The organism is Amycolatopsis alkalitolerans, assembly GCF_006152065.1.
Taxonomy (GTDB): Bacteria; Actinomycetota; Actinomycetes; order Mycobacteriales; family Pseudonocardiaceae; genus Amycolatopsis_E; species Amycolatopsis_E alkalitolerans.
Genome location: NZ_VDFW01000005.1, coordinates 206,594 through 222,830, shown reverse-complemented (window position 1 = coordinate 222,830; position 16,237 = coordinate 206,594). Strand labels below are relative to the sequence as shown.

The 16,237-nt window shown below is 69.1% G+C and carries 16 protein-coding genes; 5 read left to right on the top strand and 11 right to left on the bottom strand.

The features are described 5' to 3' along the window. Positions 1 to 29: 29 nt before the first annotated feature. Genes paaE through paaZ form a run of 6 tightly spaced genes read right to left on the bottom strand, consistent with a single transcriptional unit; the run spans position 30 to position 5,671 of the window. Complete coding sequence (paaE, locus tag FG385_RS08675; RefSeq protein WP_139096097.1) at positions 30 to 1,100, bottom strand: 1,2-phenylacetyl-CoA epoxidase subunit PaaE; 1,071 nt, start codon at positions 1,098 to 1,100, stop codon at positions 30 to 32. Continuing rightward, a complete protein-coding gene (gene paaD, locus FG385_RS08670; protein WP_139096096.1) occupies positions 1,101 to 1,583 on the bottom strand; it encodes a 1,2-phenylacetyl-CoA epoxidase subunit PaaD in 483 nt (160 codons plus the stop codon). Continuing rightward, positions 1,577 to 2,443 (bottom strand): 1,2-phenylacetyl-CoA epoxidase subunit PaaC, encoded by an 867-nt coding sequence (paaC, locus tag FG385_RS08665; RefSeq protein ID WP_139096095.1) that lies wholly within the window; start codon positions 2,441 to 2,443, stop codon positions 1,577 to 1,579. Before paaC ends, paaD begins: the two co-directional genes overlap by 7 nt. 14 nt (positions 2,444 to 2,457) lie before the next feature. Continuing rightward, positions 2,458 to 2,739, bottom strand: coding sequence for a 1,2-phenylacetyl-CoA epoxidase subunit PaaB (gene paaB / locus FG385_RS08660; RefSeq protein WP_139096094.1), 282 nt, complete (start codon positions 2,737 to 2,739; stop codon positions 2,458 to 2,460). Further along, positions 2,736 to 3,656, bottom strand: coding sequence for a 1,2-phenylacetyl-CoA epoxidase subunit PaaA (gene paaA, locus FG385_RS08655; protein WP_139096093.1), 921 nt, complete (start codon positions 3,654 to 3,656; stop codon positions 2,736 to 2,738). Before paaA ends, paaB begins: the two co-directional genes overlap by 4 nt. Then, positions 3,653 to 5,671 carry a phenylacetic acid degradation bifunctional protein PaaZ gene (gene paaZ / locus FG385_RS08650; protein WP_139096092.1) on the bottom strand — a complete coding sequence of 673 codons (2,019 nt, stop codon included), beginning with the start codon at positions 5,669 to 5,671 and terminating at the stop codon, positions 3,653 to 3,655. The genes paaA and paaZ overlap by 4 nt, the downstream gene beginning before the upstream one ends. A 147-nt stretch (positions 5,672 to 5,818) precedes the next feature. On the opposite strand from paaZ, the gene paaI reads away from it, so the two are divergent. The 3 genes from paaI to FG385_RS08635 are packed head-to-tail and all read left to right on the top strand — an operon-like array spanning position 5,819 to position 8,173. After that, a complete protein-coding gene (gene paaI / locus FG385_RS08645; RefSeq protein ID WP_200834374.1) occupies positions 5,819 to 6,190 on the top strand; it encodes a hydroxyphenylacetyl-CoA thioesterase PaaI in 372 nt (123 codons plus the stop codon). A gap of 7 nt (positions 6,191 to 6,197) precedes the next feature. Further along, positions 6,198 to 7,544 carry a phenylacetate--CoA ligase PaaK gene (gene paaK / locus FG385_RS08640; protein WP_139096091.1) on the top strand — a complete coding sequence of 449 codons (1,347 nt, stop codon included), beginning with the start codon at positions 6,198 to 6,200 and terminating at the stop codon, positions 7,542 to 7,544. A 23-nt stretch (positions 7,545 to 7,567) separates the two neighbouring features. Next, positions 7,568 to 8,173 carry a TetR/AcrR family transcriptional regulator gene (locus FG385_RS08635; RefSeq protein ID WP_139096090.1) on the top strand — a complete coding sequence of 202 codons (606 nt, stop codon included), beginning with the start codon at positions 7,568 to 7,570 and terminating at the stop codon, positions 8,171 to 8,173. A 1-nt stretch (position 8,174) separates the two neighbouring features. Here FG385_RS08635 and FG385_RS08630 read toward each other — a convergent pair whose 3' ends face one another. From FG385_RS08630 to FG385_RS08620, 3 genes are read right to left on the bottom strand one after another with little or no spacing between them, the layout of a single operon-like run. Further along, entirely contained in the window at positions 8,175 to 9,164 is a 990-nt protein-coding gene (locus tag FG385_RS08630) for a polyprenyl synthetase family protein (protein WP_139096089.1), read from the bottom strand. Then, positions 9,152 to 10,540 (bottom strand): family 2B encapsulin nanocompartment shell protein, encoded by a 1,389-nt coding sequence (locus FG385_RS08625; RefSeq protein ID WP_139096088.1) that lies wholly within the window; start codon positions 10,538 to 10,540, stop codon positions 9,152 to 9,154. Before FG385_RS08625 ends, FG385_RS08630 begins: the two co-directional genes overlap by 13 nt. Further along, complete coding sequence (locus tag FG385_RS08620; RefSeq protein WP_235022454.1) at positions 10,537 to 11,952, bottom strand: family 2B encapsulin nanocompartment shell protein; 1,416 nt, start codon at positions 11,950 to 11,952, stop codon at positions 10,537 to 10,539. Before FG385_RS08620 ends, FG385_RS08625 begins: the two co-directional genes overlap by 4 nt. Before the next feature lie 481 nt (positions 11,953 to 12,433). Here FG385_RS08620 and FG385_RS08615 point away from each other — a divergent pair, with 481 nt between their 5' ends. After that, the gene (locus FG385_RS08615; protein WP_139096087.1) at positions 12,434 to 13,201 is read left to right on the top strand and encodes a bestrophin-like domain; all 768 of its coding nucleotides are present in this window, start codon (positions 12,434 to 12,436) and stop codon (positions 13,199 to 13,201) included. Positions 13,202 to 13,211: 10 nt separating this feature from the next. On the opposite strand, the gene FG385_RS33820 is transcribed toward FG385_RS08615, so the two are convergent. After that, complete coding sequence (locus FG385_RS33820) at positions 13,212 to 13,355, bottom strand: hypothetical protein (RefSeq protein WP_160148748.1); 144 nt, start codon at positions 13,353 to 13,355, stop codon at positions 13,212 to 13,214. Between the two features lie 425 nt (positions 13,356 to 13,780). On the opposite strand from FG385_RS33820, the gene FG385_RS08610 reads away from it, so the two are divergent. After that, the gene (locus FG385_RS08610; RefSeq protein WP_139096086.1) at positions 13,781 to 15,913 is read left to right on the top strand and encodes a terpene synthase family protein; all 2,133 of its coding nucleotides are present in this window, start codon (positions 13,781 to 13,783) and stop codon (positions 15,911 to 15,913) included. Positions 15,914 to 16,020: 107 nt separating this feature from the next. Here the strand turns inward: FG385_RS08610 and FG385_RS35285 are convergent, their stop codons facing one another. Next, on the bottom strand, positions 16,021 to 16,149 hold the full coding sequence (locus FG385_RS35285) for a hypothetical protein (RefSeq protein WP_268815911.1): 129 nt from the start codon (positions 16,147 to 16,149) through the stop codon (positions 16,021 to 16,023). Positions 16,150 to 16,237: the final 88 nt, after the last annotated feature.

Here is a 16,237-nt window from a genome sequence, read left to right as displayed (position 1 = left end):
CGGGCAGGCCCGTACGGCATGACGCGACATCAGGAGTCGTAGTCGACGGTCAAGGTGTCCGAACAGGGCAGGGACTGGCAGGTCAGTACGAACCCGGCGGCGACCTCGGACTCCTCCAGCGCGAAGTTGCGCCGCATATCGGCCTTGCCGTCGGTGATCCGCGCCCGGCAGGTGCCGCACACGCCGCCCTTGCACGCGAACGGCAGGTCCGGGCGCACCCGCTGCCCGCCGTCCAGGAGCGGCGTGTCCCGTGGCAGCGCCGCGGTCGTGGACCGGCCGTCGAGCACGATGGTGACCTCGCTGGTCAGCCCCTCGACGGCGGCGTCGGAGTGCCGGACCGGGGCGGGCGGCACGTCGTCGACGTAGAACAGCTCCTGGTGCACCCGCTCGCCCGGCACGCCGAGCCGCAGCAGCAGATCCCGGGCGTCGCCGACCATGCCGAACGGTCCGCACAGCCACCAGTGCCCGACCGCGGACACGTCGGGGACCAGTGCGAGGAGCGCTTCGAGTTTGCCCGCGTCGAGCCGCCCGGTGAACAGGTCGGCTTCACGTGGTTCGCGGGAGAGCACGTGGACCAGTTCCAGGCGCGCCGGATAGCGGTCCTTGAGATCGGCCAGCTCGTCGGCGAACATGACCGTGCTGGTACGGCGGTTTCCATAAAGGACGGTCACCGACGCGGCGGGATCGCGCAGGACGGTCGCCGCGATCGACAGGACGGGCGTGATCCCGGATCCGGCCGCGATGAGCACGTGGTGCGCGGGCACCTCGAGATCCGGGGTGAACCGGCCGGCCGGCGGCGCGACCTCGATCTCGTCGCCGGGCGCGACCTCGTGCACGAGCCACGAGGAGAAGAGCCCGTCCGGCACCTCGCGGACCCCGATGCGCGGCGCGGCGCCCTCGGGCGCGCAGATCGAGTACGACCGCCGCTCGTCTCGCCCGCCGATCATCCGGCGCAGCGTCAGCGATTGCCCGGCGCGGAAGGCGAAAGCGTCCGCCAGCGAGGGCGGCACGTCGAAGGTGACGGCCACGGCGTCGTCGCACAGCCGCTCGACCGCGGTGACGGTGAGGGTGTGGAAACCCGTGCGCAGGCTCGCGGTCATTCAGATCTCCTTGACGTGCTCGAACGGCTCCTGGCACGCGCGGCAGCGGCGCAGCGCCTTGCAGGCCGTGGGCCCGAACCCCGAAATCAGCACCGTGTCCACCGATCCGCACCGCGGGCAGGCGACGCGCCCGGCCGGCGGCCGCAAGGTCAACCGCACCGGACCTCGCGGCGCTTCGCCGGGAGGCGCGATCCCGGCTTCGGCGAGCTTCCGGCGGCCCGCCTCGGTGATCCAGTCGCTGGACCAGGCCGGGTGCAGTACCGTCCGCACCTCGACGTCCAGGTAGCCCGCGCGGGACAGCGCGTGCACCAGATCGTCGCGCATGGTGTCCATCGCGGGGCAGCCGGTGTACGTCGGCGTGATCGACACGGTCACCCGGCCATCCTTTTCGGACACTTCGCGCAGCACGCCGAGGTCGCCGAGCGTCAGCATCGGCAGCTCGGGATCGGTCACCTCTTCGACGACGGCCCGCGCGCTCACCATGTCGCCCCCGGCAAGGCTCGCGCGACGCTCTGCAATTCCGCCAGCAGGTAGCCCATCGCCTCCGTGTGTATCCCGTCGCGCCCCATCCGGCCGGCCACCCCCGCGCGCGATGGCACCTCCGGCGTGGTCAGTTTCGCGGCGTCGAAGACCCGGGCGAGAACCTCGTCGAACTCCTCCCGCGACGCCGAGACGCCGGCCTGGCGCTCGATTTCGTGCGGGGTGAACAGTTCCTCGACGTACGGCCACACCGATTCGAGACCCGCCTGCATCCGCTCGTGCGAGTACTCCGTCCCGTCGCCGAGCCGCACGGCCCACTGGGCGGCGTAGTCCCGGTGGTACGCCAGTTCTTTCACACCCTTGGCCGCGATCGCGGCGAGCACCGGATCCGGCGAGTCCGTCAGGCGCTGGAACAGCGCGAGGCGCCAGGTCGAGAAGACGAGCAGCACCGCGATCAGCTGACCGAAGTCCCCGCGCTCCAGTTCCGCGAGCCGGACGTTGCGGAACTCGTTCTCCGGGCGGAGGAACGCGAAATCGTCCTCGCTTCGCCCGGTCCCCTCAGCCTTCCCGGCGCGGGCGAACAGCAGCCGGGCCTGGCCGAGCAGGTCGAGGCCGATGTTCGCGAGCGCGACCTCGTCCTCCAGCTCGGGCGCGTTGGTGCACCACTGCTGCAGGCGGTGGGAGAAGACCAGCGCGTCGTCCCCCAGTATCAGGCAGTAGGCGGCCAGCGAGGAACCGTCCACCCCGGACGGGACCGAGGTGTCCACTCCGGACAGTGGGTCCTCGAAGCCGGTGCCGAACGCCCACCGCGAATCGTCGGACGCGTCGGCGAGCGCCTCGAAAGCGTTGGCTGTGTTGTCCATAGCCATCCATTACTCTACATGTGGGGAACGTTGTCGGGGATGTCGTAGAACGTCGGATGCCGGTACACCTTGTCCGCGCTCGGCGCGAAGAACGGATCCTTCTCGTCCGGGCTGGACGCGGTGATGTCGGCGGCCTTGACCACCCAGATGCTCACGCCTTCGTTGCGGCGCGTGTAGAGATCGCGGGCGTTGCGCAGGGCCATCTGGTCGTCGGCGGCGTGCAGCGAACCCACGTGCACATGGTTCAGACCACGCTTGCCCCGCACGAAGACCTCATACAGCGGCCAGTCGGTCACTTCTGCCTCCTCGCATGCGCGGCCGCGGCTTCCCGCACCCAGGCACCGTCCTCATGCGCCTGGCGGCGGTGCGCGACGCGCTCGGCGTTGCACGGCCCGTTACCGGACACGACCTGCTTGAACTCGTCCCAGTCCAGCTCACCGAAGTCGTAGTGCTCGCGTGCTTCGTTCCACCGCAGGTCCGGATCCGGCAGGGTCACGCCGAGCACCCCGGCCTGCGGCACCGTCATGTCGACGAACCGCTGGCGCAGCTCGTCATTGGTGTGCCGCTTGATCTTCCACGCCATCGACTGCGCGGAGTTGGGCGAATCGGCGTCGGGCGGGCCGAACATCATCAGCGACGGCCACCACCACCGGTCCACCGCGTCCTGCACCATGTCCCGCTGCGCCTGCGTGCCCTTCATCATCGTCATCAGCAGCTCGAAACCCTGCCGCTGGTGGAAGGACTCCTCCTTGCAGATCCGGATCATCGCCCGCGCGTACGGGCCGTAACTGCTGCGGCACAACGGGACCTGGTTGCAGATGGCGGCCCCGTCCACGAGCCAGCCGATCACGCCGACGTCGGCGAAGGTCAGCGTCGGGTAGTTGAAGATCGACGAGTACTTCTGCCGGCCGGTGATCAGCCGCTCGGTCAGATCCGCACGGTCGACGCCCAGGGTTTCCGTTGCGGAGTACAGGTACAGCCCGTGCCCGGCCTCGTCCTGCACCTTCGCCAGCAGGATCGCCTTGCGCCGCAGGGAGGGCGCGCGGGTGATCCAGTTGCCCTCCGGCTGCATCCCGATGATCTCCGAATGCGCGTGCTGCGCGATCTGGCGGACCATCGTCTTGCGATAGCCCTCGGGCATCCAGTCCCGCGGCTCGATCCGCTGGTCTTTCTCCAGCGTTCGCTCGAAGTGCTGTTCCAGGTCCGTCGTCATTTCGCCACCAGGGTGAGCACGTCGTACTTCGCCACTGATTCGCCGTTCTGGTTGATCACGTCGGTGTCCCACCGGACTTCGCCGTAGTCCTGATCGATCCGCGGGGTGATCTGCTTGGCCGTCAGCGTGACCGTCAGCTCGTCGCCGGGTTTGACCGGGGTCAGGAAGCGCAGGTTCTCGAGACCGTAGTTGGCCAGCACCGGCCCCGGCTCGGGCGAGACGAACAGGCCGGCCGCGAACGACACCACCAGGTAGCCGTGCGCGACGATGCCGCCGAACAGCGGGTTCGCGGCCGCGGCTTCCGGGTCGGTGTGGGCGTAGAAGGTGTCGCCGGTGAACTCGGCGAACCGGTCCACGTCCTCGCGGGTCACCGTCCGTGGCCCGGCGGTGACCGAATCACCGATCTTCAGCTCCGCCAAGGACTTCCGGAACGGGTGCACGCCTTCGGCGCGCGGGGTACCGGCCATCCACCGGCCGGTCACCGCCGAGAGCACCTTCGGGCTCGCCTGCACGGCCGTGCGCTGCATGTGGTGCAGCACCCCGCGGAGCCCGCCCAGCTCCTCGCCGCCGCCCGCCCGGCCGGGGCCGCCGTGGACCAGTTGCGGCAACGGCGAGCCGTGCCCGGTGGACTCCTTCGCGTCGTCGGCATCGAGCACCAGCAGCCGCCCGTGCCACGGCGCCGCCCCGAGCACGACCTCGCGCGCGAACTCGGGGTCGCCCGTGACGATCGAGCCGGCGAGGCTGCCCTCGCCGCGCGCGGCGTAGGCGATGACCTGGTCGGTGGAGGTGTATGGCAGCAGCGTGGACACCGGCCCGAACGCCTCCACTTCGTGTGGCTCGGCCCGTTCCGGGTCACCCTTGAGCAGCACCGGCGAAATGAACGCGCCGCGCTCGGCGTCCGCGTCGACCACCTCGACCTTCTCCGGGTCGCCGAACACCACGCTGCCCGCCGACAGCAACGCCTTCAGCGACCGGCGCACCTCCTCGCGCTGCTCCAGGCTCGCGAGCGCACCCATCCGCACGCCCTCGGACGCCGGGTTGCCGACCGTCACCTTCGACAGCCGCGCGCTCGTCGCCTCGGCGACCTCGTCGAGCAGCCCGGCCGGCACGAAGGCGCGCCGGATCGCGGTGCATTTCTGGCCCGCCTTGACGGTCATCTCGGTGACCAGCTGCTTGACGAACAGGTCGAACTCGGCCGTGCCCGGGGTCGCGTCCGCGCCGAGGATCGAGCAGTTGAGCGAGTCGGCCTCGGCGTTGAACCGCACCGCGTTCCGCACGATCGCGGGATGCGCGCGCAGCTTCTGCGCCGTCGAGGCCGAACCGGTGAACGACACCAGGTCCTGCCCCGTCACGTGGTCGAGCAGGTCACCGGCGCTGCCGCAGACGAGCTGCAGCGCGCCTTCGGGCAGGATCCCCGATTCGACGATCAGCTCGGCCAGCCGCGCGGTGAGGTACGCCGTCTGGCTCCCGGGTTTGACCAGGCTCGGCACACCCGCGAGGAACGCGGGCGCGAACTTCTCCAGCGGGCCCCAGACGGGGAAGTTGAACGCGTTGATCTGCACCGCGACGCCCCGCAGCGGGGTCGCGATGTGCTGCCCCACGAACGTGCCACCCTTGCTCAGTGGCTCGACGTCACCGTCGATGTACACGGTGTCATTGGGCAGTTCACGTTTGCCCTTGCTGGCATAGCTGAACAGCACGCCGATCCCGCCGTCGACGTCGAACTTCGAGTCACCGAGCGTCGCGCCCGTCCTTGCCGACAACGCGTACAGCTCGTCGCGGTGTTCGCGGAGGTTCGAGGCCAGTGCCTTCAGCAGCGCGGCCCGCTGGTGGAAGGTCAGCTCACGCAGCGCGGACACGCCCGTGCGGCGCCCGTAGTCGAGGGCCGCGGCCATGTCCACCCCCGCCGAAGAGATCCGGGCGACCTCTTCACCGGTCACCGCGTCACGCAGCGGAACCCCCTCGTCGGGGGCGGTATGCCAGTGGCCACCGGCGTAGCTGCGCAGGAGCGCCATCGATCCTCCTCGAATAACCGACCGAACGTTCAGAAAGTCATGATAGCGGCTTGACAACGGACGGGCCAGAGGTCACTTTGTTAACCGTCCATTCGGTAGGTAAGCAAGGGGTGGTGCCGGGTGACCGTGTCCGCGGCCGCGCAGGCGATGTTCGACGACGACGTCGCCTCGAAATCGCTCGGCATCGACCTGTCCGAAGCGGCGGACGGTCGGGCGGTGGCACGCATGCGGGTCACCGCGGAAATGGTCAATGGGCATGGCATCGCGCACGGCGGTTTCCTGTTCCTCCTTGCCGACACCGCCTTCGCGTGCGCGTGCAACAGTCACGGCCCGGTCACCGTCGCGGCCGGCGCCGAGATCTCGTTCGTCACCAGCGCGCGCCTCGGCGACGAACTCGTCGCGACCGCCGAGGAGCGCACCCGCTACGGCCGCAACGGCATCTACGACGTGACCGTCCGCCGCGGTGCCGAAGTCATCGCCGAGTTCCGCGGCCGTAGCCGCACCCTTTCCCGGAGCTGAGGAACTTATGACCGCAACGCACAGCGAGGTGCCGCACGCCAAGCGCCTTGGCCCGGCGCCCACCGTGGATGATCTGTCGGCGCCGGAGCGGATGAGCGTGGACGAGCTGCGGTCCGTCCAGCTGGAACGTCTCCAGTGGACACTCCGGCATGCCTACCAGAACGTTCCGCACTACCGGAGGAAGTTCGACGAGGCCGGGGTGCATCCGGACGACTGCCGCTCGCTCGAAGATCTCGCGAAGTTCCCCCACACCACGAAGGCCGACCTGCGCGAGAACTACCCTTTCGGCATGTTCGCCGTACCGCAACAGGACATCCGCCGGATCCACGCCTCGAGCGGCACCACCGGCAAGCCCACCGTCGTCGGCTACACCGAGGCCGATCTCGACATCTGGGCGACCGTGATGGCCCGGTCGATCTTCGCGGCCGGCGGGCGGCCGGGGCACAAGGTCCACGTGGCTTACGGCTACGGCTTGTTCACCGGCGGGCTCGGGGCGCACTACGGGGCGGAAAAGCTCGGCGCCACCGTGATTCCGGCGTCCGGCGGGATGACCGAGCGTCAGGTGCAGATCATCACCGACTTCCGCCCCGAGGTCATCATGGTCACCCCGACGTACATGCTGACGCTGCTCGACGAGTTCGAGCGCCAGGGCATCGACCCGCGCACGAGTTCCCTGCGGGTGGGGATCTTCGGCGCGGAACCGTGGACCGAGCGGATGCGCGCCGAGATCGAGGAGCGGCTCGACCTCGACGCGGTCGACATCTACGGGCTGTCCGAAGTGATGGGTCCAGGCGTCGCGCAGGAATGCGTCGAATCGAAGGACGGCCTGCACATCTGGGAGGACCACTTCTACCCCGAGGTGATCGATCCGGTCGACGAGAACGTCCTGCCCGACGGCGAAACCGGTGAGCTGCTGTTCACCTCGCTGACGAAGCAGGGGCTGCCGATCATCCGTTACCGCACCCGTGACCTGACCGCGTTGCGGCCCGGCACCGCGCGGCCGTCGTACCGGCGGATGGACAAGGTCACCGGCCGCAGCGACGACATGATCATCCTGCGCGGGGTGAACGTGTTCCCGACGCAGATCGAAGAGATCGTCCTCGGCACGCCGGGCCTCGCCCCGCACTTCCAGATCCGGCTGACCCGCGAGGACCGGATGGACCACCTCACCGTGCTCGTCGAGGCACGCCCGGAGTCCCCCGCGGAGCGGCGGGAACCGGCCGCGGCGGAGATCGCGCTGCGGGTCAAGAACGGGGTCGGTGTGAGCGTCGGCGTCGAGGTGCTCGATCCGGACACGCTGGAACGTTCGGTCGGCAAGCTGCGGCGGGTGATCGACCAGCGGCCGCGTGACTGAAGCATGGTTGGGATACTCGGAGTATGACGACCGCACCGCCCGCCAAGCGCGGCAGGCCAGGCTACGACCTCGAGTCCCTGCTGGCCGTCGCGGTGAAACTGTTCAACGAGCGCGGGTACGACGGCACCAGCATGGAGGATCTCTCGCGCAAGCTGGGGATCACCAAGTCCGCGATCTACCACCACGTGCCGAGCAAGCAGGAGTTGCTGCGGCTGTCGGTGAACCGCGCGCTCGATGGGCTGTTCGCGGTCGCGGCCGAACTGGAGACTGTCGAGGGCCGCGCGGTGCGGCGGCTGGAGTATCTGGTGCGCGGGAGCGTCGCGGTGCTGGTCGACCGGCTGCCGTTCGTCACGTTGCTGCTGCGCGTGCGCGGGAACACCAAAGTGGAACGTGACGCGCTGGCCCGGCGCCGGGAGTTCGACCATCTCGTCACCTCACTGGTGACCGAGGCGATCGCCGACGGCGATCTGCGTTCCGACATCGACCCGGCCACGGCCGCGCGGCTGCTGTTCGGCATGGTCAACTCGCTGATCGAGTGGTACCGGCCGCGCGGCGGCATCGGTGCCGGGGCGCTGGCCGACTCGGTGGCGACGATGGCCTTCGACGGGCTGAGAGTCCGCGGCGGGTAAGTCACCGGTCCCGCTGCACGATGAACCGCGCCAGCGTCTCCAGTTCCGTTCTCGGGCGCGCCTCGATACCGGCCGCGCCGAGGTGTGCCTGTGCTTCGTGCAGGAGCCGCGCGGCCTCCGCCTCCGCCCAGGCGCGGCCGCCCGCGAGTTCGACCAGTTCGGCCTCCCGGGGCAGATTCCCCGGCGCCACGCCGTATCGCGCGGCCAGTTCACCGCCGGCTTCGGTGCCGGAGGCCAGCGCCGCCACCACGGGCAACGTCTTCTTGCGGTTGCGCAGGTCCGAGTACACCGGTTTGCCGGTGACCGCGGGATCTCCCCAGATGCCGAGCAGATCGTCGACGAGCTGGAACGCCAGACCCACCTGCTCGCCGAAACACCGCAGGTGCCCCGCGCGCTCGCGACTGCCGCCCCCGGCCAGCGCCCCGAGCGCACACGAGGCGCCGAGCAGCGCCCCGGTCTTGCCCGCGGCCATCACGCGGCATTCGGCCACGCCCACCTCGGCACGGTCCTCGAAGGACAAATCCAGGCTCTGCCCCTCGATCAGTTCCAGCACCGCGGTCATCAGGACGTGCGAGCTTTCCGGTTCCCCGGCCAGTAGCCGCGCCGCGAGCGCCAGCAGCGCGTCCCCGGCCAGGATCGCCGCGCCCGAGCCGAACTCCCGCCATACGGTCGTGCGATGCCTCCGCGTCGTGTCGCCGTCCATCACGTCGTCGTGCACCAGCGAGAAGTCGTGCACCAACTCGACCGCCACCGCATGCGGCAGCGCCTGCTCGGCCGGTGCGCCGACCGCCTGAGCGGCGAGCACCACAAGCGTGGGCCGCAGGAGCTTGCCGCTCCCCGCGCCGTCCGCCCAGCCGAAGTGATGCCGGGCGACCGGCCGCATCGACGGCGGCAGCCGCTCGGCCGCCGTCCGCAGGCCGGGTTCGGTGAGTTCCTTGCCCCAGGCCAGGATCTCCGCGGCCGTGCGGGTGCGCGCGATCAGGTCCGCCATCGCCCGAGCTCCACGTTCTCCAGTACCCCCAGCGCGTCCGGCACCAGCACGGCCGCCGAGTAGTACACACTGACCAAATAGGACAGCATGCCCTTTTCCGTGATACCCATGAACCTCGCGTTGAGGCCCGGTTCGACCTCGTGCGGGATCCCGCTCTGCCGCAGCCCGATCACGCCCTGGCTGCGTTCGCCGGTGCGCATCGCCATGATGGACGTGGTGTTCGTGGCCGACACCGGGATCTTGTCGCACGGCAGGATAGGCGTTCCCCGCCACGCGAGAAAGGGCTTTCCTTCGACGTCCACACTCTGCGGAGCCAGGCCGCGCCGGGTGCATTCGCGGCCGAACGCCGCGATCGCCCGAGGGTGTGCGAGGAAGAACTCGGTCTTCCGCCGCCGGGACAGCAGCTCGTCCAGGTCGTCCGGGGCGGGCGGCCCGTCGCGGGTCTGGATGCGCTGGTGGTGGTCGGCGTTGTGCAGCAGCCCGTAGCCGGGATTGTTGACGAGATCGCTTTCCTGGCGTTCGCGCAAGGCCTCGATGGTCAGCCGGAGCTGCTGCTCCACCTGGTTCATCGGCTGGTTGTACAGATCCGCGACCCGCGTATGTACCCGCAACACGGTCTGCGCCACACTCAGCTCGTACTCCCGAGGCGCCAGCTCATAGTCCACAAAGGTCCTTGGTACCGGCGGCTCGCCGGAATGTCCGGACGCCAGCGCGATATCCGCTTCGCCACGGGAGTTCCGAGCGAGCCCGTGCGCGGTTCGCAACCGCTCGACATGGGCCCGCAGGGCATCGGACCGGCCCAGCAACCCATGGAAATCGTCCCGGCGGAGCGCGAGCAGCGTGACCGGGGTGAGCGCTTCGAGTGAATATCCCCACGGCTGAGGGGTTTCGGCGAGCACCTGCTGCCCCGAGTAGTCGCCGTCCGCGAGTACGCCGAGCGTGGACGGCTCGCCGTAGCGGCCGGTCACGGACCGGCGCACCTTGCCGTGCACGACGAGCACGCCCTCCCCGGCGGGCGCACCGGCTTCGGCGATCACCTCACCGGCCTGATAGTCCCGGCGCACCAGCAAATCCGCGATCGCGGCGAGCACATCGTCGTCGCGGAGACCGCGGAACACCGCGAGCTCGGCGAGACTCTCCGGGACCACCCGCACTTCGTCGCCCATGACGTCGAACGCCGCCCGCCCGGCACCGGCTTCATGCGTGAGCCGCCGGTTCACCCGGTACGTGCCCGCGGTGGTCTCCACCCACGGCAGCAGGCGCAGCAGCCACCGCGAAGTGATGCCGCGGCTCTGCGGCACCGACTTCGTGGTGGTCGCGATCGTGCGCGCCGCCGCGGTGCCGAGGCTCAGCGGCGCGTCGTCCGTCACGGTCACGAGCTTTCCCTGCCGAGCTCGACGTTCTCCAGGATCGCCAGCGCGTCCGGCACGAGCACCGCCGCCGAATAGTAGGCGGACACGAGGTAGGACATGATCGCCTTGTCGTCGATGCCCATGAACCGCACGGACAGCCCCGGCTGGTACTCGTCCGGGAGCCCGGTCTGATGCAGGCCGACCACGCCCTGGTTCTGTTCACCGGCCCGCAGCAGCATGATCGAGGTGGTGCGGGTCTCGCTGACGCCGATCTTGTTGCACGGCAGGATCGGGACGCCACGCCACGACGGCACCTGATGGCCCAGGTAGTCCAGCGGCGTGGGATACACCCCGCGTGCGCTGCATTCGCTGCCGAACGCGGCGATCGCGCGGGGATGCGCGAGGAACACCGTCGGCTCCTTCCACACCGCGGACAGCAACTCGTCCAGATCGTCCGGGGTGGGCGGTCCGCTGCGGGTGTGGATACGCTGAGCCACGTCCGCGTTGTGCAGCAGGCCGAATCCGGGATTGTTGACCAACTCGCTTTCCTGGCGTTCGCGCAACGCCTCGATGGTCAGCCGGAGCTGCTGCTCCACCTGGTTCATCGGCTGGTTGTACAGATCCGCGACCCGCGTGTGCACCCGCAACACGGTCTGCGCCACACTCAGCTCGTACTCCCGAGGCGCCAGCTCATAGTCGACGAACGTGCTGGGCAGATCCGGCTCGCCGGCGTGACCGGCGGACAGGTGGATATTCGCCTCGCCGTGGTCGTTGCGCGGCGCCAGCAGGTTCGCCTGAAAGTCCGACACGTGTGCCCGTAACGACTCGGACTGCTCGTAGACCTCGTCGAACGCCCGCTGCGGCAGGACGAGCACGGTGGCCGGGGTGACGGCCTGCACCGTGTACTCCCAGATACTCTGCGGGTCCGCGAGCGTTTCGTCACCGAAGTGGTCGCCGTTGGCCAGCACCCCGAGCGTGGTCTGGTCGCCGTACTTGCCAGGGCCGATCTGGCTCACCTTGCCGTGTGCGATGAGGAAGGCCTGGTCCGAGGAGTGTCCGAACTCGACGATCGTGTCGCCCGGCTCGTAGCTGCGCTGCTCGAACCGATCGGCCAGCGCGGCCAGCACGGCCTCGTCGGAAAAGCCCCGCAGCAACGGAAGTTCGCCCAGTTCGGCGGGAATGACGCGAACGTCGCCGCCGGTGCTCACGAACGTCACCCGGCCATCGCCGACGGTGTAGGTGAGGCGGCGGTTCACCCGGTACGTGCCGCCGGCCGCCTGGACCCAGGGCAGCACGCGCAGCAGCCAGCGCGAGGTGATGCCCTGCATCTGCGGGACGGATTTCGTCGTGGTCGCCAGGTTCCGCGCCGCCGCGGTGCTCAGGCTTTGCGGCTGCGCAGCCTCGGCGCTCGATTCGGCGGATTCGGTCACAGTCACGGCACAGACCACCAATCATGGTTTTAGGAAAATATGGCAGGAGAGAATATCGGGAGGACCCGACTCGGGCGGCGAATTCGACGTTAGCACCGGAGCCCGGGGGGCGTACAGTCACCTATCCGGCCCACCCGGCCGAATCGCGAATTAGTTAATCCGGTTAACCGCGCGGCCGGGAGACCCAGAGTAGAGTTCCGCGGATTTTCCGCACCCACCCGCCGGTGAACGGTGGCACGACGGGATGACGGGACGTCACGCTGTTCCGGGAATCCCGCCCGGTACTGCTCCGAACGGACCCTGTTCAATTCGGCGCCGACGGCTTCTTGATCGACGTTCGCCCCGATGACGTCCTGTGAGCGCGCCGCACGAGTGGAGCAATGACGAACCCTCGGCGTCTGCTGTCCGAATGAACCACCGCGCACGATCTTGCCGCTCGAAATGCCCGCGACTAGCGTGTGAGTATTCACGCCGGAAAAGGAACGATATGAGTATTTACCTGACCGGTACGCTGTGGGTCGCCGCATCGGTCACCGGCGGCGTGATCATCGGATATCTTGTCCGCCGCTACGGCCTCGACGAAGGCCGGCGGGCCAACAACGACGCGGCGGGGCAGGCGTTCACGATCGTCGGCGGCCTGCACGCCGTCATTGTCGCGTTTGCACTGATCTCCCTGTTCGACGCCGCCGGTTCCGTGCGCACGGAGGCCGACCGGGAAGCACAGGGGCTCGTGGACATCACCTGGGCCGCGCACGCGCTGCCCGAGCCCGCGCATACCGAGATACCGCGGCTGGCCAGGGAATACGCGGAGACGGTGGCGGGCGCCGAATGGCCGCGCCTGCGGGAAGGAGCACCGGTGCCGGATCAGGGGTGGACCGAACTCGCCCGAATGCGGAAGACGATCGAGGAAACGGAGATCCCGCCCGACAACGACTGGCTGACCGATCAGAAGACCGAAGCCGCGCACCGGCTGACAGATCTCTACCGGCAGCGACAAGCGCGGCTGGATGCGGTACGGGACAACAACATCGGGCTCGTGGTGTGGTTCGTGCTGATAGCCGGGAGCGTGATCTTCGTACTCCTGCCGAACCTCTTCGGCGGCACGAAACAGGTCACCCACATCATCATCGTGTCCGCGCTCGCGGCGACCACGACCTTGCTGCTGTTCGCGATCTACCAGTTGCAGAACCCGTTCGCCGGCGGCGCGAAGGTGGGCCCGGACGCGTTCGAGCACGTCACCGCGCGGCTGGCCTGATGTTCCCCGGTTACCTCTGCGTGTGCGTCTGGTGCTGTTGCTGCGTTTGCCCGTGCCCCTCGCCGGTACCGTCGACCACGGCGTCCGCGACGCCCACCACCACCGCCACCACCACGACCACGACGGCGCCGCCGAGCACTCCGCCCAGTATCACTTCTCTCCCAACGCCCAAATCACCGAGCACCTCCAGCCCACCTCCACCTCCGCCGGCGCCGGCCGTGCTCCCCGCGCCGGCGCCGATCCCTGTCCCACCACCGGCCCTCACTCCCACTTCCACTCCCACTCCCACTCCCGGACACCGTTCACGACCGGCGACCTCGACGAGCGCGTCGGACCACCAGACCTCCGGGAGCACGAGTCCGACCGCGATGAAGCGCCGATGGGCCGTGGCGACTCTGGTACTGCTTCTCGGCGCGGGAATCGTCGCCCGGCGGACGGGCCGGTAGCGATGGCGGGCCTACCGTGCGTGGTGGCGGTGTTCATCCTCCCGGGACGGATTCCGCTCGGTTGGCCGTTGCCACGAGCGGGTCCCGGCTGCGACCGTGAGAGACCGAAACGCCTCCGACACAAGGGAATTCCATGCAAGCATTCACGCTGCCCGATTTCTACCTTCCGTACCCGGCGAGGATCAACTCGAACCTGGAGCGCGCTCGCGTCCACAGTGGAGAGTGGGCGCGGCGAATGGGCATGCTGGACGCGCCGAAGCGTGACGGCGGCGTGGTGTGGACAGCCGAGGACCTGTCCGCGATGGACTACGCCCTGATGTGCGCCTACACCCACCCGGACTGCGACGGGCCCGCGCTCGAGCTCATCACCGACTGGTACGTCTGGGTGTTCTTCTTCGACGATCACTTCCTCGAAGAGTTCAAGCACACCCGCGACTTCGCCGGCGCCAAGTCCTACCTGGACCGGCTCGAACGGTTCATGGGCGACGATCCGCCCGAGCCGGAGAGCCCGGCCGAACACGGGCTGCGGGATCTGTGGGCGCGCACCGTTCCCGCGATGTCGGCGGGCTGGCGCCGGCGGTTCGTCACCAGCACGCACAATCTGATGGTCGAGTCCCTGTGGGAACTGGACAACATCGACCGCGGCCGCATCGCCAACCCCATCGAGTACATGCAGATGCGCCGCAAGGTCGGCGGCGCGCCGTGGTCGGCCAACCTGGTCGAGTACGCCGTGGGCGCGGAAGTCCCGGACGAGATCGCGGACACCCGGCCGATGCAGGTACTGCGCGATACCTTCGCCGACGCGGTCCACCTGCGCAACGACCTGTTCTCCTACCAGCGGGAAGTACGCGAGGAAGGCGAGAACTCCAACGCGGTGCTGGTCTTCGAACGGTTCCTCGGCTGCCCCACCCAGCAGGCCGCGGACCTCGTCAACGATCTGCTCACGTCACGATTGCAGCAGTTCGAGAACACCGCGCTCACCGAAGCGCCCATGCTGCTGGCCGAACACGGCCTGCCCCCGCACGGGGTCGGCGCCTACGTGAAGGGGCTGCAGGACTGGCAGGCCGGCGGTCACGAATGGCACGCGCGCTCCAGCCGGTACATGAACGAAGGCGCCACGCGGGTCGGCGGGCCGACCGGCCTCGGCACCTCGGCGAGCCGCCTCTCGTTCGCGCCGGGGCTGCGCGGCCGGGCACGGCAGCATTCGCATCAGCTGTTCACGCCGGTCGGGCAGCTGCCCGTACCGGAGCTGTCCATGCCGTTCGAGTTCCGCACGAGCCCGCATCTGGAGGCGGCACGCGAGTACGCGGTCGGCTGGGCCCGGCGGATGGGCATGTTCGGCCCCGAGCCGGTCGCCGTCTGGGACGAGCGGCGGTTCCGGGGCCTGGACCTTCCGCACTGCGCGGCGATGATCCATGCCGGCGCGGGCCCGGACGAGCTTTTCCTGTCGTCGGACTGGCTGGCTTGGGGCACCTACGGCGACGACTGGTATCCGGTGGTCTTCGGCGCGTCTCGCAACCTCGCCGCGGCGAAGGCGCTCACCGACCGGTTGCCGGGCTTCATGCCGCTGGACGCCGGCGCGACCCCGGAGCCGGCGAACGCGATCGAGCGAGGGCTGGCCGATCTGTGGCGGCGCTCGGCCGGGCCGATGAGCCTGCCCGCGCGCGAGAAGCTGCACCGGTCGGTGCGGGAGATGACCGAAAGCTGGCTGTGGGAGCTGGCGAACCAGGCGCAGCACCGGATTCCCGATCCGGTCGACTACGTGGAGATGCGACGGCGGACCTTCGGCTCCGACATGACGATGAACCTCGCCCGGCTCAAGCACCTCGACAACGTGCCAGCGCACGTGTCGGGGACGCGCGTGCTGCACGAACTGGAGACCGCGGCGCAGGACTACGCGTGCTTCACCAACGACCTGTTCTCGTACCAGAAGGAGATCGAGTACGAGGGCGAACTGCACAACATGGTGCTGGTCGTGGAGAACTTCCTCGGCATCGACCGCTTCGGGGCGGCGGACGTCGTCGCGCGGCTGATGAACGCGCGGATGGAGCAGTTCGAGCACATCCTGGCAGACGATCTGTCCGCCCTGTTCGACCAGTTCGGCCTGGACGAGGCCGCACGAGCGGGGCTCTTGGGGCACGCCGCCGGGATGAAGGACTGGATGTCCGGGATTCTCGAATGGCACCGCCGGTGCGTCCGCTACACCGAACCCGAGCTTGAGCGCGTCCGGAACCCGGCAGCGCTGGCCATACCGGTCCGCGGCTGACCGGCGGAACTGGCGAGGCTGCCACGGTCCCGCGCCTGGTGTCCCGTGCAGATCGGCGTCTCGGAATAGCACTTGCGCTTCCGTCGCGACGGAAGCGCGAGCCGGTTCTACGCCTCGACCCCGCCCGGCACCTCACAGACCGTCGGGTGGGGACCAGGCGGCGACGAGCAGCCAGGCCCCTCGGCGGCCAGCACGAGGAGCCGCGGCAAACGCGTCTTGCCGAACGTCGAACTCACCGTCCCGAACGTCCAACTCGGCGCCCCCAACGTCCAACTCGGCGCCCCCAACGTCCAACTCACCGCCCTGAACGTCGATCTCGGGCGG

Coding starts and splice junctions, on each gene's coding strand:
- FG385_RS08630 (WP_139096089.1), bottom strand. CDS start 9,164: ATGGCGGACCTGATCGCGCGCACCCGCACGGCCGCGGAGATCCTGGCC.
- paaK (WP_139096091.1), top strand. CDS start 6,198: ATGACCGCAACGCACAGCGAGGTGCCGCACGCCAAGCGCCTTGGCCCG.
- paaC (WP_139096095.1), bottom strand. CDS start 2,443: ATGGACAACACAGCCAACGCTTTCGAGGCGCTCGCCGACGCGTCCGAC.
- FG385_RS08615 (WP_139096087.1), top strand. CDS start 12,434: ATGAGTATTTACCTGACCGGTACGCTGTGGGTCGCCGCATCGGTCACC.
- paaE (WP_139096097.1), bottom strand. CDS start 1,100: ATGACCGCGAGCCTGCGCACGGGTTTCCACACCCTCACCGTCACCGCG.
- paaA (WP_139096093.1), bottom strand. CDS start 3,656: ATGACGACGGACCTGGAACAGCACTTCGAGCGAACGCTGGAGAAAGAC.
- paaD (WP_139096096.1), bottom strand. CDS start 1,583: ATGGTGAGCGCGCGGGCCGTCGTCGAAGAGGTGACCGATCCCGAGCTG.
- paaZ (WP_139096092.1), bottom strand. CDS start 5,671: ATGGCGCTCCTGCGCAGCTACGCCGGTGGCCACTGGCATACCGCCCCC.
- FG385_RS08610 (WP_139096086.1), top strand. CDS start 13,781: ATGCAAGCATTCACGCTGCCCGATTTCTACCTTCCGTACCCGGCGAGG.
- FG385_RS08635 (WP_139096090.1), top strand. CDS start 7,568: ATGACGACCGCACCGCCCGCCAAGCGCGGCAGGCCAGGCTACGACCTC.
- paaI (WP_200834374.1), top strand. CDS start 5,819: ATGTTCGACGACGACGTCGCCTCGAAATCGCTCGGCATCGACCTGTCC.